Annotated in this window: 12 protein-coding genes; 1 reads left to right on the top strand and 11 read right to left on the bottom strand. The window is 64.4% G+C overall.

Going from position 1 to position 13,352, the window contains the following annotated elements; translation table 11 throughout:
• Positions 1-53 precede the first annotated feature (53 nt).
• From ABFY71_RS13135 to atzF, 7 genes are read right to left on the bottom strand one after another with little or no spacing between them, the layout of a single operon-like run.
• Positions 54-953 carry a polysaccharide deacetylase family protein gene (locus ABFY71_RS13135; protein ID WP_347946459.1) on the bottom strand — a complete coding sequence of 300 codons (900 nt, stop codon included), beginning with the start codon at positions 951-953 and terminating at the stop codon, positions 54-56.
• Between the two features lie 13 nt (positions 954-966).
• The gene (locus tag ABFY71_RS13140) at positions 967-1,956 is read right to left on the bottom strand and encodes an asparaginase domain-containing protein (RefSeq protein WP_347946461.1); all 990 of its coding nucleotides are present in this window, start codon (positions 1,954-1,956) and stop codon (positions 967-969) included.
• Between the two features lie 35 nt (positions 1,957-1,991).
• Positions 1,992-2,855: an alpha/beta hydrolase gene (locus tag ABFY71_RS13145; RefSeq protein WP_347946463.1), complete on the bottom strand. Its 864-nt coding sequence runs from the start codon at positions 2,853-2,855 to the stop codon at positions 1,992-1,994.
• The gene (locus ABFY71_RS13150; RefSeq protein WP_347946465.1) at positions 2,852-3,631 is read right to left on the bottom strand and encodes an ABC transporter ATP-binding protein; all 780 of its coding nucleotides are present in this window, start codon (positions 3,629-3,631) and stop codon (positions 2,852-2,854) included. The genes ABFY71_RS13145 and ABFY71_RS13150 overlap by 4 nt, the downstream gene beginning before the upstream one ends.
• Positions 3,624-4,472, bottom strand: coding sequence for an ABC transporter permease (locus ABFY71_RS13155; protein WP_347946467.1), 849 nt, complete (start codon positions 4,470-4,472; stop codon positions 3,624-3,626). Before ABFY71_RS13155 ends, ABFY71_RS13150 begins: the two co-directional genes overlap by 8 nt.
• 3 nt (positions 4,473-4,475) lie before the next feature.
• The gene (locus ABFY71_RS13160) at positions 4,476-5,438 is read right to left on the bottom strand and encodes an ABC transporter substrate-binding protein (protein WP_347946468.1); all 963 of its coding nucleotides are present in this window, start codon (positions 5,436-5,438) and stop codon (positions 4,476-4,478) included.
• Positions 5,435-7,306 (bottom strand): allophanate hydrolase, encoded by a 1,872-nt coding sequence (gene atzF, locus ABFY71_RS13165; RefSeq protein WP_347946469.1) that lies wholly within the window; start codon positions 7,304-7,306, stop codon positions 5,435-5,437. Before atzF ends, ABFY71_RS13160 begins: the two co-directional genes overlap by 4 nt.
• A 117-nt stretch (positions 7,307-7,423) precedes the next feature.
• On the opposite strand from atzF, the gene ABFY71_RS13170 reads away from it, so the two are divergent.
• Positions 7,424-8,329, top strand: coding sequence for a LysR family transcriptional regulator (locus ABFY71_RS13170; RefSeq protein ID WP_347946471.1), 906 nt, complete (start codon positions 7,424-7,426; stop codon positions 8,327-8,329).
• 77 nt (positions 8,330-8,406) lie between these two features.
• Here ABFY71_RS13170 and ABFY71_RS13175 read toward each other — a convergent pair whose 3' ends face one another.
• From ABFY71_RS13175 to ABFY71_RS13190, 4 genes are read right to left on the bottom strand one after another with little or no spacing between them, the layout of a single operon-like run.
• On the bottom strand, positions 8,407-10,020 hold the full coding sequence (locus ABFY71_RS13175; protein WP_347946473.1) for a dipeptide ABC transporter ATP-binding protein: 1,614 nt from the start codon (positions 10,018-10,020) through the stop codon (positions 8,407-8,409).
• On the bottom strand, positions 10,020-10,949 hold the full coding sequence (locus ABFY71_RS13180; RefSeq protein ID WP_305579042.1) for an ABC transporter permease: 930 nt from the start codon (positions 10,947-10,949) through the stop codon (positions 10,020-10,022). Before ABFY71_RS13180 ends, ABFY71_RS13175 begins: the two co-directional genes overlap by 1 nt.
• The gene (locus ABFY71_RS13185; RefSeq protein WP_347946475.1) at positions 10,946-11,803 is read right to left on the bottom strand and encodes an ABC transporter permease; all 858 of its coding nucleotides are present in this window, start codon (positions 11,801-11,803) and stop codon (positions 10,946-10,948) included. Before ABFY71_RS13185 ends, ABFY71_RS13180 begins: the two co-directional genes overlap by 4 nt.
• 24 nt (positions 11,804-11,827) lie before the next feature.
• Positions 11,828-13,342, bottom strand: a complete 1,515-nt coding sequence (locus ABFY71_RS13190; RefSeq protein ID WP_347946476.1) for an ABC transporter substrate-binding protein — start codon at positions 13,340-13,342, stop codon at positions 11,828-11,830.
• Positions 13,343-13,352: the final 10 nt, after the last annotated feature.

Raw genomic sequence — 13,352 nt, forward strand, 5'->3', positions numbered from 1 at the left:
GGAGTTGGTTGCGTGCCGTGGGCCGGGTGTTCGTTCGTGATGCCCAGGGGTAATTAGTCTCGCGGATTTTGGGTCTTGAACCAGTCCAGGATTTCCGAGCCCGTCAGCATGGCCACCCCCTCGTGGCCCAAAATATAGTCATAGAGCATCTCGAGATATTTGATGCGATGGGGCGCGCCGGTCAGATAGGGGTGGATGGAAATGGCCATCACCCGTGGGTGCTCGCTGCCCTCGAGATAGAGTCGATCAAACTGGTCGACGCCGCGCCTGTAAATCTCGTCGGACCGGTGCCCCTGCACCGCCGTCATCACTACGTCGTTGATCTCGACCGTATAGGGCACCGAAACGATCGGGCCCGATGTGGTCTTGAGCGTTACCGGCTGGTCGTCGAGGCACCAGTCACAGACATATTCGATGCCGGCTGCCGCCAGCAGATCGAGCGTGTCGAGGGTTTCAGTCAGGCCCGGGCTTTCCCAGCCGCGCGGCGGCGCGCCGGTCAAGGTCTCGATCGCCGCAATGGTGTCGGCAATGGCCTTGGCCTGATCCTCGACGCGGTGCATCGGCCGCTGCACGAAGCCGTGGCCGATGAAATCCCAGCCCGCCGCATGCGCGGCGCTGCAGGCCGCTTCATAGACGCTGCACGCCGAGCCGTTGACGGCAAAACTGGCGCGCAGATTGCGCTTGCCCAGCACCTCGAGAAAGCGCCAGAAGCCCACCCGCATGCCATATTCATGCCAGGCCCAGTTCGGCACGTCGGGCAATAGCGGCTGTCCCGTCGGCGGCGGCAGCACCGCCCGCGGCATGGGGCCGGCGGGCGACCAGTTCTCGACATTGACAATGGTCCACACCGCGATGCGCTCCCCCTTGGGCAGGCGCAGCCGGGGCCGGTCGACAATGGGGGAATAGTCGAGGCGGTCCCGGATGATGGCAGGGTTGATGTCGGCGTCGGTCATGGATGGGATCTCGTCAGGCATAGCGGTGGAAGATTTCGGCGATGGCGGCGCGGTCGCGCCCCTGCGCCAGCAGGAAGGCCAGCAGCAGCCGCGCCTTTGGGGCACTCAGCAGGCCGGCGGGAATGAGCCCCCGGGCGATCAGGTCGCGCTCGGAACCGGCAAAGCCATAGGTGGTCTCGAAAACCGGCCCGGCCGGCACGCGCGACGCCAATACGATGGGCAGGGTCGCGGGCAGCGCCGCCAGGGCCGGCAGCAGCGCGGCCGGTATATGCCCGGCGCCCATGCCCTCGATGACGAGCCCAGCATAGCCAAGCGCCGCTGCGGCCCCGATGAGATCGCCGTCATCCCCCAGGCCCGGCTTGAGCATGGCGACCCGCGCTAGCTCCGGCATCGCGCCGTGCGCCTCGGGGCGCTGCGGCCGGAGCAGGATGCGCACACGCTCCTCGATCACCGCGCCCAGCGGTCCAGCCGAGGGGCTGGTAAAGGCCGATGGCAGGCCCTTATGCGATTTCTCCACCAGCGCGGCGGCGTGGATCTCGTCGTTGAGCACCACCAGGGCGCCCAGCCCCCTGGCGCTCTCCGCGGCGGCAACGCTGATGGCGACAAGCAGGTTTGCCGGGCCGTCGGCGCCCGGCGCAGCGGCGCCACGCATGGCCCCCGTGACCACCAGCGGCGCGTCTGCGGCGTGGGCCAGACCCAGGAGAAACGCGGTCTCATCGATGGTGTCGGTGCCCTGGACCACCACCACCCCCCGCGCGCCCGAGGCGATGGCGGCAGCAACGCGCTGCGACACCTGCCGCAGCTGGGCAAAGCTCAGCGACGCGCCCGGCACCAGAAACGGCGTCTCCACGGTGATCGCGGCAATATCGGCCAGCTGCGGCACCGCCGCAATCAGGTAAGCCCCGTCCAGCGCCGGGACGATCCCGCCCTGCGGTTCGGGCATCATGGTGATGGTGCCGCCCAGGACGATCACATGGACGCGCGGCAAACTGGCAATAGTCAAAGTTCTGTCTTCCGTTTTCTGCCGCCCGCACCCGCTCAGGACCGTCGGGCCAGCTTGACCACCTGTTGAGCAAGGGCGCCACCAGGTTGAGCCAGTTGCTCCAGTATGGAGAAGTGGTTGTCCCCTGTCAGCGGCAGCAGCGTGCCGTCATGGCCCGCCGAATGCCAGGCCTGCGCGTAATCGACCGACTGGCGTTGCAGCTCGGGCAATTCAGCCGTGCCATAAGCCATCACCAGCGGTCCTGCCCGCGACCGAATGGTGTGGATGGGGCTCAGCTGCTGCACATCAGCAGGGGTCAGCCCCAGTTTGTCATTGAGCGTGCCCAGCCGGATCGGCTCCAGATCGAATATGCCCGAAACGGCCAGTCCCGCATCGACCTGCGGCAGCGCCATGGCGCTCGCCGCCAGCTGCCCGCCGGCCGACCATCCCGAGACAATCAGCTGTCCGGTCGCAAGGCCCAGGGCCGGGCCCTCCTGGCGCAGCCAGGCAAGCGCCGCGGCGATTTCGTCCATGATCTGACCGAGGCCCGCAGCCGGCGCCAGCGTATAGCCGGGCACCGCCACATCAATGCCCGCCGCCAGCACGCCTTCGGCCATGCAGGAGAACACATCCCTGGAATTGCGCTGCCAGTAGCCGCCATGGATGAAGACCAGCAGCGGCGCATGGGCGGCGCCGGAGTGGAAGATGTCCATCCGGTTGCGTTCGCGCGGACCATAGGACAGTCCGGTCAGCTCGGGCAGCCGGGCCCGCAGCGCCTCACTCCGCCGGGTCCAGTCCGCCAGCATCGCCGCACTGGTGCTGACCGCACCGCTATTGTCATAGGCGCGGTCCAGTTCGGCCCGGTCCATGTCCCGCCACAGCGGTGGCGCCGCCTGCACTGCCGTTGTGCTCGAGGTCACGCCGCAACCTTGGCGTGGTGGCTGTGCAGCTTGTCCGCCAGCGAGCGGCGCAGGGCGTTGAACTCGGCGCCGGCCACGTCGCGGGGACGCTGCAGTTCTATGGCGATGTCGCTGTCGATGCGGCCCGGCCCGGCACTCATCACGATCACCCGGTTGGACAGCACGATGGCCTCCTCAATGGAATGGGTCACGAAAAGCACCGTCAGCTTGGTGCGCTCCCACAGCTCGAGCAGTTCGTCCTGCAGCCGTTCACGCGTCATGGCGTCGAGCGCCCCGAAGGGCTCGTCCATCAGCACCATTTCGGCCTCGTTGGCCAGCACGCGGGCGATAGCGACGCGCTGCTTCATGCCACCCGAGAGCTGGTGCGGATAGACATCGGCAAAGCGGGCCAGGCCGACCAGATCGATGAAATGATCGACGGTTTCCTTGATCTCTTTTCTGGGGCGCCGGCGCGAGGCGGGACCGAAGCCGATATTGTCGCGCACGGTGAGCCAGGGAAATAGCCCGTAGTCCTGGAACACCATGCCGCGCGTGGGGTCCGGCCCCTTGATCGGCCTGCCCCACATCAGCGCCTCGCCGCTGCTGGCGCTCTCAAAACCGGCCACGATGCGCAGCAGGGTCGACTTGCCGCAGCCCGAGGCCCCGATCAGGCAGACGAACTCGCCGCGCGTGATGTCCAGATTGGCGTTTCGAAGCGCCTCGATGCGGCGTCCCTGAACGTCGAAGGTCTTGCCAACATTGCGCAGCGAAAGAACGGGCGGGGTTGCGCTAGACATGATTGGGGCTCCAGGACAAAAGTTTGCGGCCGATCATCAGGATGATGCGGTCAGAAATAAAACCCGCCACGCCGATGGCGATCATGCCGCAGATGACGATCTCGGTGCGCGACAACTGGCGGGCTTCCATGATGATGGCGCCCAGCCCGACCGACACACCGGTCATTTCGCCGATGACGATGATCATCCAGGCAAAGCCGAGCCCCAGGCGCAGGCCGGTGAAGATGGCGGGCAACGCCGCCGGCAGTACTACCTTGGTGAATTGCGCAGATGGGGTGCAGCCGAGCATGCTGGCCGCCTCGAACAGCCGCGGCTCGACCGAACGCACGCCGAACACAGTATTGATCAGGACCGGGTAGAAGGCGCCGAGGAACACCAGGAAAATCGCCGAGGTCGGCCCGATGCCGAAGATGATCATGGCTAGCGGCAGCCAGGCCGTCACCGGAATCGGTCGCAGGATCTGCAACATGGGGTCAAACATCTGTCGCACTGTCGCGATGCGGCCGATCATCAGCCCGAGCGGCAGCGCAACAATGACGGCGAGGAAGAAGCCGCCATAGACGCGGGACACCGAGGCAATGACGTGGTTGAGCAGCGTACCGCTGAAAAAGTCGTTGCGCACACCCCCCACCGCCAGGTCATAGAAGGCGATGGCCACCGCCGATGGCGGGGGGATCAGGCTATAGCCCTCGCCCGTCGTTGCCAGGTGCCAGGCTGCCAGCAGCAGCAGCGGCAGGATCAATGCAAGGACAGGTTCACGCAGCCGGGACGCCTCGAAGGCAGATTGCCTCCGAGGCGCCGCAGCGGCGGGCGGGATGGTCCGGTCGGCCGCAATGCTCATGGGTTAGGCTTTCTGCTTGAGTTCCTCGACAAAGCGCGTGTCGAAAAGCGTGTCAAAATCGGGAAGCGCCTGGATCTGGTTCAGCTCGACCATGTGCTGGGCATAGATCTTGGACTGGCTCAATTCGGTCTCGCCAAAATACCAAGTCAGCTCGACATTGGGTGCAGATAGCTCGATGGCCTCGCGCTGCTGCCCCAGCTTCATCACCGCCATTTCGACCATCGCCTCGGGGTTGGCCATGGCGTATTCCGAAGCCTGACGGTGAATGTCGAGAATGACGCTGGCCAATTCGGGGCGTTCGGCGAGCGTGTCGCTATGGGCGCCGAAGATCATGTTGAGCGCGCCCATCTCGGTGCCATAGGGATACTCGACAATCTTGCCGACACCCGAGGCCAGGCTGACGCCCGGTGCAGGCTCCGCGCCGACATAGGCGTCGATGTCGCCCCGCGCCAGCGCCAGATGCATTTCGCTGAACGAGATGCGCACCGGGGTGATGTCGGCGATCGAGAGGCCCTCCATGCGCAGGCGCTCGAGGATGAAGACCTCCTGCGTCGAGCCGGGCCAGATCGCCACCCGCATGCCCTTGAGGTCGGCAATGCTTGCGATGGGGCTGTCCTTGCCGGCCACCACGCCCATGCCCTTGTTGCAGGCGCCGCCGATGACGACGATCGGCTCGCCTGCCGCCGCACCCAGCGTTGCCGCCGCGATGCCGAACATGCCGAAATCGACCGACTTGGTGACGACGGCGTTCTTGCCTTCGGTCGGGCTTTCAAAGGGAATGACCTCGACCTTGTAGCCCGCTGGCGTGAACTGTTCGTAGAAGTGCGGCGCGATGGAATGGATGAGCTTGAGCGCGCCCATCTTGATCACCGTCTCCGACTGCGCCCGCACGAAGGGCATGGGCATCAGGGCGGTGGCAGCGGCGCCTGCGGCGGTAGTGGCGAGAAATTTGCGTCTGTTCATCATGGCCTGTTCTCCTGAGCGGCAATGGTTATTGCGGGGTTGTTCTGATTGGCTGAACCGGCGGCGAGATAGTGCCGCCAGCCGCCGAATGCGGTGATGTTCTCGGCGTCGGTGAGGGCGTAGTTTTCGCAGATGAAGCCCTTTACGATGGCGCCATCCTCGGTCTCCACCGAGCCGATGCCGAGCGGTCCGGGAATGGCCGCAACGAAGCTGCCGAATTCCCGCACCGGCACGTCCCAGAGCTCGATCTCTATGCCGCCAGGCCCGCCATCGCGCGACAGGCCCGGCTTGGCCGGCGTCGAATTTGGCAGCGCATAGAGGCTGTAGCCGGTGGCTGTGCGCGTGGTGAGGACAAGGCTCGCGCCGCGCTCCGTCAGTTGCCTGTTGAGCGGCTGACCTTCGAGATGCGCGCCAACAACCGCAAGACGAATGCTTTCCTGCTCGTTGTTCACAGGAACGACAGCGCTGGACTGCGTGAGAGGGGTCGAGCCGGCGCCGAGCCTGGCCGCTGGGTCGCTGCGATGGAGACGGTCGCCCATTTGGGCAAGCATGCCGTCGCTGAACTGCGGACCAATCAGGGTGACGCCGACAGGCAGCCCCTTGTCGCCCCAGCCGGACGGAACGGAGATTGCCGCCATATCCAGCAGGTTCACGAAGTTGGTGAACAGTCCCAGTTTCGAATTCAGGGCCATCGGGGCCGCCAGCATGTCATCAATCGTGGGGTGCTCGGGCGCCGTGGGCACCAGCAGCAAATCGATATCGTCCAGCGCCGTGCGGACCTGCAGCGCCAGGTCCGCCAGGCGGTATTGCGCGTTGAAGGCATCGACGGCGGAATACTCTGTGCCCGATGTCACGATCTCGCGCACGACGGGATGGATGCTCTCGGGCTGGCTCTGGGCAAAGTCGCTGATCGCAGCGTAGCGCTCGGCGACCCAGGGGCCGGCATAGAGCAGCGAAGCGGCTTCCTCGAAGGGCGCGTAGTCGATCATGACCGGGGCGCCTCCCAGACTTTCGAGGCCGGCGATGGCGGCCTCATATCGCGTCGCCACATCCGGCGCGCAGCGCGCCAGCACTGCTGGGTCCAGCACCCCGAAACGGAAGGCGTTCAGGCTGGTTGGTGTCACGGCGCCATCCTTGGCACGCGAATAGGCATCCTCGCCGTCGTAGACAGATGCCACGCGCAGGACGGTCAGTGCATCCTGCGCCGTGCAGGCCAGGATCGATACGCAGTCCAACGTGCGGCATGCCGGTAGAACGCCACGCGTGCTGATCAGCCCCCTGCTCGGCTTGATCCCCACAATATTGTTGAACCCAGCCGGCACCCGCCCTGATCCGGCCGTATCGGTACCCAGCGCAAAGGGCACCAGGCCCTTGGCAACCGCGACTGCCGACCCTGAACTCGAGCCGCCCGAAACATAGCGGGAATCAAAGGCACAGGACGGGATACCATAAGGCGACCTCGTCCCGTTCAGCCCGGTCGCGAACTGGTCGAGATTGGTCTTGCCGACAGGGATCGCCCCGGCCTCGATCAGGCGCTCGACCACGAAAGCCGATGCCTGGGGCTCGAAGGCAAATTGGGGGCACCCGGCCGTGGTCTCGAGGCCTGCAACATCAATATTGTCTTTGACGCCGAACGGGATGCCGAAGAGCGGCAGATCCTCGCCGGCGTCCAGCCGTGCCTTGGCCGCTGCCAGCAAGGCATGCGCCCGGTCGCGCGGCATCACGGAGATCCAGACCGGAAGCCCTTCGGCTTCCACGGCGTCGAGCGTGTCATCCAGATCGCGGAAAGCATCGCGACCGGCGCGGTAGGCTGCAACCTGCTCAGAGATTTCAGAGAACGCCGCAGGCGATGATGTTGCGAGACTGGTCAAGGCTGCGTTCCTGTTGGTTTGCTGTCCCTACCGTAGCGAACCTTGCGTTGCCGTCTATTGCTAGTTTTTGACTGCTGTGTTGCGTTATGCTCAACACGACGCAAATGGGGGAGCCGGATGAAACACCTCAAGACCATGCAGTGCATTGACGATGTGGCGGGCAGCGGCTCGATTCGGCGAAGCGCAGAACGCCTATCGATCACGCCGTCTGCGTTGACCCGCCGAATACAGGATTTTGAGGCCGAGCTGGGCACGCCTGTCTTCGAGCGCATGCCGCAGGGAATGCGGCTCAACGCGGCCGGGGAACTGCTGCTGCGCCACATCCGCGCGCAGCTCTCCGATTTCGAGCGGTTGCGCTCCCAGATAGCTGATCTTTCAGGGGTCCGCCGCGGCCATGTGACCATCGCTACCAGCCAGGCTTTCGCACACGATCTCATCCCCCACGAAATCGCCATCTACCGGGCACAGCACTCGCTCGTCTCCTTCTCCGTCCTGGTGCGCGACCACTTCCATGCCGTAGAAGCGGTTGCCGCCTTCGAGGCCGATGTCGCACTGGTCATCGCCCCGCCACCGGCACCGGAGTTTCAGCCGCTGCTGGTAATCCACCAGCCGCTATGCGCCCTGATGAGCAAGGACCACCCCTTGGCGGCTGCCCGGACACTGAGATTGAGGGAGTGTCTTGAATATCCGATCGCAATGCCGGGGCCGTCGCTGGCCATCCGTCACCTGCTGCAGGGCGCAATTGTTCGCGCCGCACTACCCGTCAATAGTGTGGTCGAGTCCGACTCTTTCGAGGTGCTGCGAAGCTATGCCGGGGGCGAGCAGGTCATTTCATTCCAGATACGGGCTGGCATCCCTCAGGGAAACAGCAACCTTGTGGCGCGCGAAATCGATCATCGGGATATGCCGCTGACCCAATTGGTGCTTGGCCAGTTGCGAGGCCGATCGCTGTCGGTCGCCGCCTCAAAGTTTGTCGATCAAATCTCGGGCAGCCTGCACACTCGCTATGGCGCCGGCGGGTGACCTGACCAGGCCTGTCCAAAGCGGGGCCGTTGCCGGTCTGCCGGCTTTGGGGATGCGGCGCCATTGGCGGGTATCGGTCAAATTGTCATGGATGTCGAGGAACTGGCTGCCGGCGCGAGTTCCTGGGCAGCGTTGACCAGGCTACGCGTATAGAGATTGAGGGGGGCGGTAAGGATATCGCAGGTCGGCGCCTCTTCGATCACGCGGGCATTGCGCATCACCAGCGTCCGATTGCACAGGGCCCCCACGACAGCCAGATCGTGGCTGATAAAAATCAGGCTCAGGCGGCGTGTCAGCCGCAGTCGCGACAGCAGATCGAGCACCTGCGCCTGTACCGTGACGTCCAATGCCGAGACGATCTCGTCGCAAATCAGAAGCTCGGGCGAGACGGCGAGGGCCCGGGCGATATTGACCCGCTGCCGCTGCCCCCCGGACAGTTCTCCAGGATAGCGCGTGAGATGGTGACTGCCGAGATCCACCTCCTCCAGCAGCCGCACGGCTTCGTCACGCCAGGTGCGGCGCGGCTTGCCATAGATGGCGAGCGGCTCGGTAAGCGCCTGCTCGACATTGAGGCGAGGGTTCAGCGCGCCGTAGGAGTCCTGAAAGATATACTGGATGGCCTGGCGATCAGCGGTTGTCATCCTGGCGGGGCGGAGTTCGCGGCCCTGAAAGCGAATGCGCCCGCGGTCCGGTCCAACGAGGCCCACCAGCACCTTGCCCAGCGTGCTCTTGCCGCTGCCGCTCTCGCCGACAATCGCCAGAGCATCGCCGCGACGAAGCGCGAAATCGACAGCATCGAGCGCCTGGATGCGAGGGCTCAGCGGGCCCTGGCCGGGATAGCTGACACTCAGGTCGGAGACCGAGAGAATGTCGTCGCGCGTCTGCTCGCTGGAGGCGGCGGCCGTGGCAACGAGCCTGGGGCGGCTTTGCAGCAGCATGCGCGTATAGTCGTGGCGGGGCGCGCCCAGAACAGATGCGGTTGGTCCCGCTTCCATCGCTGTGCCGCGCTGCAGCACCACGACACGCCTGGAATATTTCGAGACGACGCCGAGATCATGGGTGATGAGCAGCATCGCCATGCCGCGCGCCTGCTGCAGGGAATGCAGAAGCTCCAGGATTTGCGCCTGGACGCTCATATCGAGTGCCGTCGTGGGTTCGTCGGCAATCAGCAGGTCTGGATCCCCCGCCAGTGCCGAAGCGATGACGACGCGCTGCTGCTGGCCGCCGGAGAGTTCATGGGCGTAGCGGCGGCGCACATTGGGAACGTCCGCGAGCCCCACCTCGGCCAACAGCTCCCCGACGCGGCGGTAGGCATCGGCGCGGCTCAGGCCGCTTGGCAATGCCTCGCGAATGTGGTCGCCGGCATTCATCAGCGGGTTGAGAGCGGCAGCGGGGTCCTGGAAGACAACACCAATGCGCTTGCCGCGAAACGCCCGCATCTCACGCTGGCCGAGCGCCAGCAGATCTGCGCCATCGAACACGGCCTTGCCCGAAATACGCAGGCTGGTTCCCGGCGGTGCCAGACCCACCAGTGACATGGCCGTGATCGACTTGCCCGACCCCGATTCGCCGACGAAACCCAGCGTTTCCCCCTTGCCGATGGAAAAGGACAGGCCGCGGATAACCTCGACTGGGCCGTTGCGGGTGTCGAGGGTAACGTGCAGGTCGGTGACACTGAGCAACGGGGTCATCAGATAGTCCTCAGCCGCGGGTTGATAAGCTTGCGGATGACGTCCGCAACGAAGTTGGCGAAGATCACCGTGACCCCCAGCCAGATGATGATCGCCTGGACCACGGCATAGTCCCGACCGCGGATGGCCTGGAGGGTGAGTGTGCCGAGGCCTGGCAGGCCGAAGACAACTTCCATCGTGATCGCACCGGTGAAGATGCCGGCCAGCATCAACCCGACAATGGCGATGGTGACGGTGAATGCATTGGGCAGGATGTGTCGCAGCACGATCGAGGTGCGGCTGAGGCCACGAGCTTGCGCGGCGCGGACAAACTCGGCTGTCTCGGCCTCGCGCATGTCCTCATGCAGGGCCTTGGTAATGGAGCCAGCCGCATCCATGCCCAGAATGATCGCCGGCACGAGGAAGTTGCCGATAGCGGAAATCCAGTCGAGCCAGACAGCGAAGACGATCAGCGACACGATGCCGATGGAAAAGGTAGGGACCGCGATCGACCAGATGGTGATGATATCCACGATCTTGACGAAGATGGAGCGCGGGAACAGCACAGCCAGTACCGAAACGGAAACGCCGACAACCACACCGATGACCAGGGCTGTGGCGCCCAGCAGCAGCGTCGAAGGAAGCACCGCACCCAGCAGGTCGGCGATAGGACGGGCGAAGCGTGCCGACTGACCAAGATCGCCGGAGAGGATCATCATCGACCAGTCCAGGAACTGGGTCAGCCAGGGCTTGTTGAGGCCCAGTTCCTCGCGCATCACCGACTGCTGCGAATAGGTTAGCGAGCCTTCGATACCGCGCACATCCACCACATCGCCCGGGATCATGCGGATGAGAAAGAAGGTGAAGACGATGATGCCGATGGTGACAGCCACGGCGCGTAGCAGATCAACGCCTATGCTGGCTGCAAACCGGAAACTGTGGGAGTTCATGCCGGAATCCTTTTCTGCGCGGGAGTCAGTCGTTGGCGCTGGGCGTTGCCGATGATGGCGAGAGCGAAGGTAATGGCCGAAAGGGCCAGGATCGGCGCGAGGAGAGCGTGCGGCGCCCCCTCCATGTATGGTGTGGCGGCTGCGATCATGCGGCCCCAGGTGGGTTGCTCTGAAGAGGCGCCCAGACCAAGGAAGCTGAGAACGGATTCAGCAACGATGCAGCGCGGCAGGATGATCGCGAATTGAGTGATCAGGGCACCGCCGATATTGGGCAGCACATGCATGATTGCGATACGCCTGGGGCCCGCCCCCAGGACCTTGGCGGCCTGGGTATAGGACTGCGCCATCTGCTGCTGGTAGGTAGCGCGGGTGATGATGGCGAAATTGGGCGCAAACGATACGCCAAGAGCCAGAACCACGGAAAACGCTCCCGGCTCGAAGGCCACGATAAATGCCAAGGCAAACAGGATGCCTGGCAGGGCGCGAACGAGATCCACCACGGCGAAAAGTCCATACTCGACGGGTTTGCCCAGCGGCATGGCAAGCAATGCCGTGCCGGCGCCGAGCACCAGCGCCAGCAGAGCCGCACTGGCGCCGTAGAAAAGGCTGAGGCCCGTTCCAACCATCAGCCGGGAGAACACGTCCCGTCCGCCGTCGTCAGTGCCCAGCAGATGCCCATTGCCGGGCGCCTCGTTCATGGCGGCGCTGAACATCATCGGATCGTGGGTGGCGAGCCAGGGGCCCGCCACCGCGATGATCATGGCCGTGACGAAGATGCCCCAAGCCAGCGTGGTAACCGGATCCAGGCGCGCCAGGCGGGCGCTTGTGGTCCGTGTCAGGGTTTCTGTCGTCATTGCCATCCTCCAGGCTAGGGGTGGTTACTCCTGGTCCATCCACGCAAAGGCCAGACCGCCATCGACGCGGTGTGCCGATGTGTTGAAACCGATCGTCATGTCGTGCACTTTCGGGCTGATGGCGTAGACGGACGGCTTCTGGCTGATGCTGAAGGTGTAGTAGTTGTCCATCACCCGCTGCCAGGCCTGCAGGTAGAGGGCACGGCTTTCATCGAGATCCGCGGTGGAGATCGCCCCCTCAATCAGGGCATCGAGTTCGGGGTCCTGAACGCCGCCCCAAAGGCCCGGATTGGGGCCATCGCTCATCAGCCTGACGTAACGCAGGAAGATGTCATTGCGGGCGCCCGAACCGCCGGGGAAGATGTCCCAGTCGTATTCCGACAGCGCGCGCTGGTAGCCGAGATCGTCATATTCGCGAACATCGACACCGAAGCCGAGGCTGCGCAGGACCTGGGACATGAGCGGGCCGCTGCGGCTCCCCACGGTCGACACCATGTAGAGCGTATGGTCAGCCGGATTGACACCCTCCTCGGCCAGCATCTGCTTTGCCTTTTCGAGGTCGGCAACATTGTGCGGGTCATTGGCCGCAAGCTCTGCGTCATAGAAGAAGTTGCCTTCACCCACGGGCTGGTTGCCCGGCGTGCCATAGCTGCCGTTCATGATTGTGTTGAACTCGGCGCGGTCGACGGCCCACATGACAGCTTCACGCACCTTCACATTGTCGAAGGGCGGGCGCGGACTGCGGTTGTTGAAGGAGATGAAGTCCCAGCTGGTGCCGCCCTGGAAGGCGATCTCGAAGCCTTCGCCTTCGATGGTCTCGACCTTGGCCAGCGGAATGCCGGCGATATCGTAGTCTCCGGCGCGCAGGGCGAGCGTCGCGTCGGCAACTTCGCGCACGTCGAACTGGATGGCATCCAGATAGGGCTTGCCTTCCATCCAGTAGTCTTCGAACTTGCTGCCATTGAGCGTCAGCTGCGGCGTCCAGCTGTCGAACGTGAAGGGTCCGGTACCGATCGGCTGGGTGATGCTGCTGTCCCAGCCGGGCGATTCCGGCGCCAGGATCCAGGCTTCGGCGATGAGGTTGAGCAGCGGACCGAAGGGGGCCTTGAGCTGGACGACGAACGTATCGTCGTCGGGCGCCGAGAAGGATTCCACCTGCGCCATGGCGGTGGTCAGCCAACCAGCTTCCACGGTGTCACGGATGCGTTCGAAATTCTTGAGCACGTCATCGGCGGTCATGGCGCGGCCGTTGTGGAACTTGACACCGTCCCGCAGGTCGAACGTGTAGGTCAGCGCGTCGTCCGACACCGTCCAGCTTTCCGCCAACAGGCCCTTCGGGCTGCCGTCGAACGCGATTGAGGTCAGGGTTTCGGCAAAGGGATGCGGCAGGGATATGGTGCCGGTATGCCGGTGGAAGTCGGTGGTGTCGAGGGTGCCCCATTTGAGATGCAGCGTGCCCCCATATTCCTGGGCCAGCACCGGCAGGCTGGCCTGGCTGAGCAGCAAGGCGGTGACGAGTGACAGTAGACGCGTTTTCATCTGAATGTTC

This window comes from Devosia alba (assembly GCF_039938915.1).
Classification (GTDB): domain Bacteria; phylum Pseudomonadota; class Alphaproteobacteria; order Rhizobiales; family Devosiaceae; genus Devosia; species Devosia alba.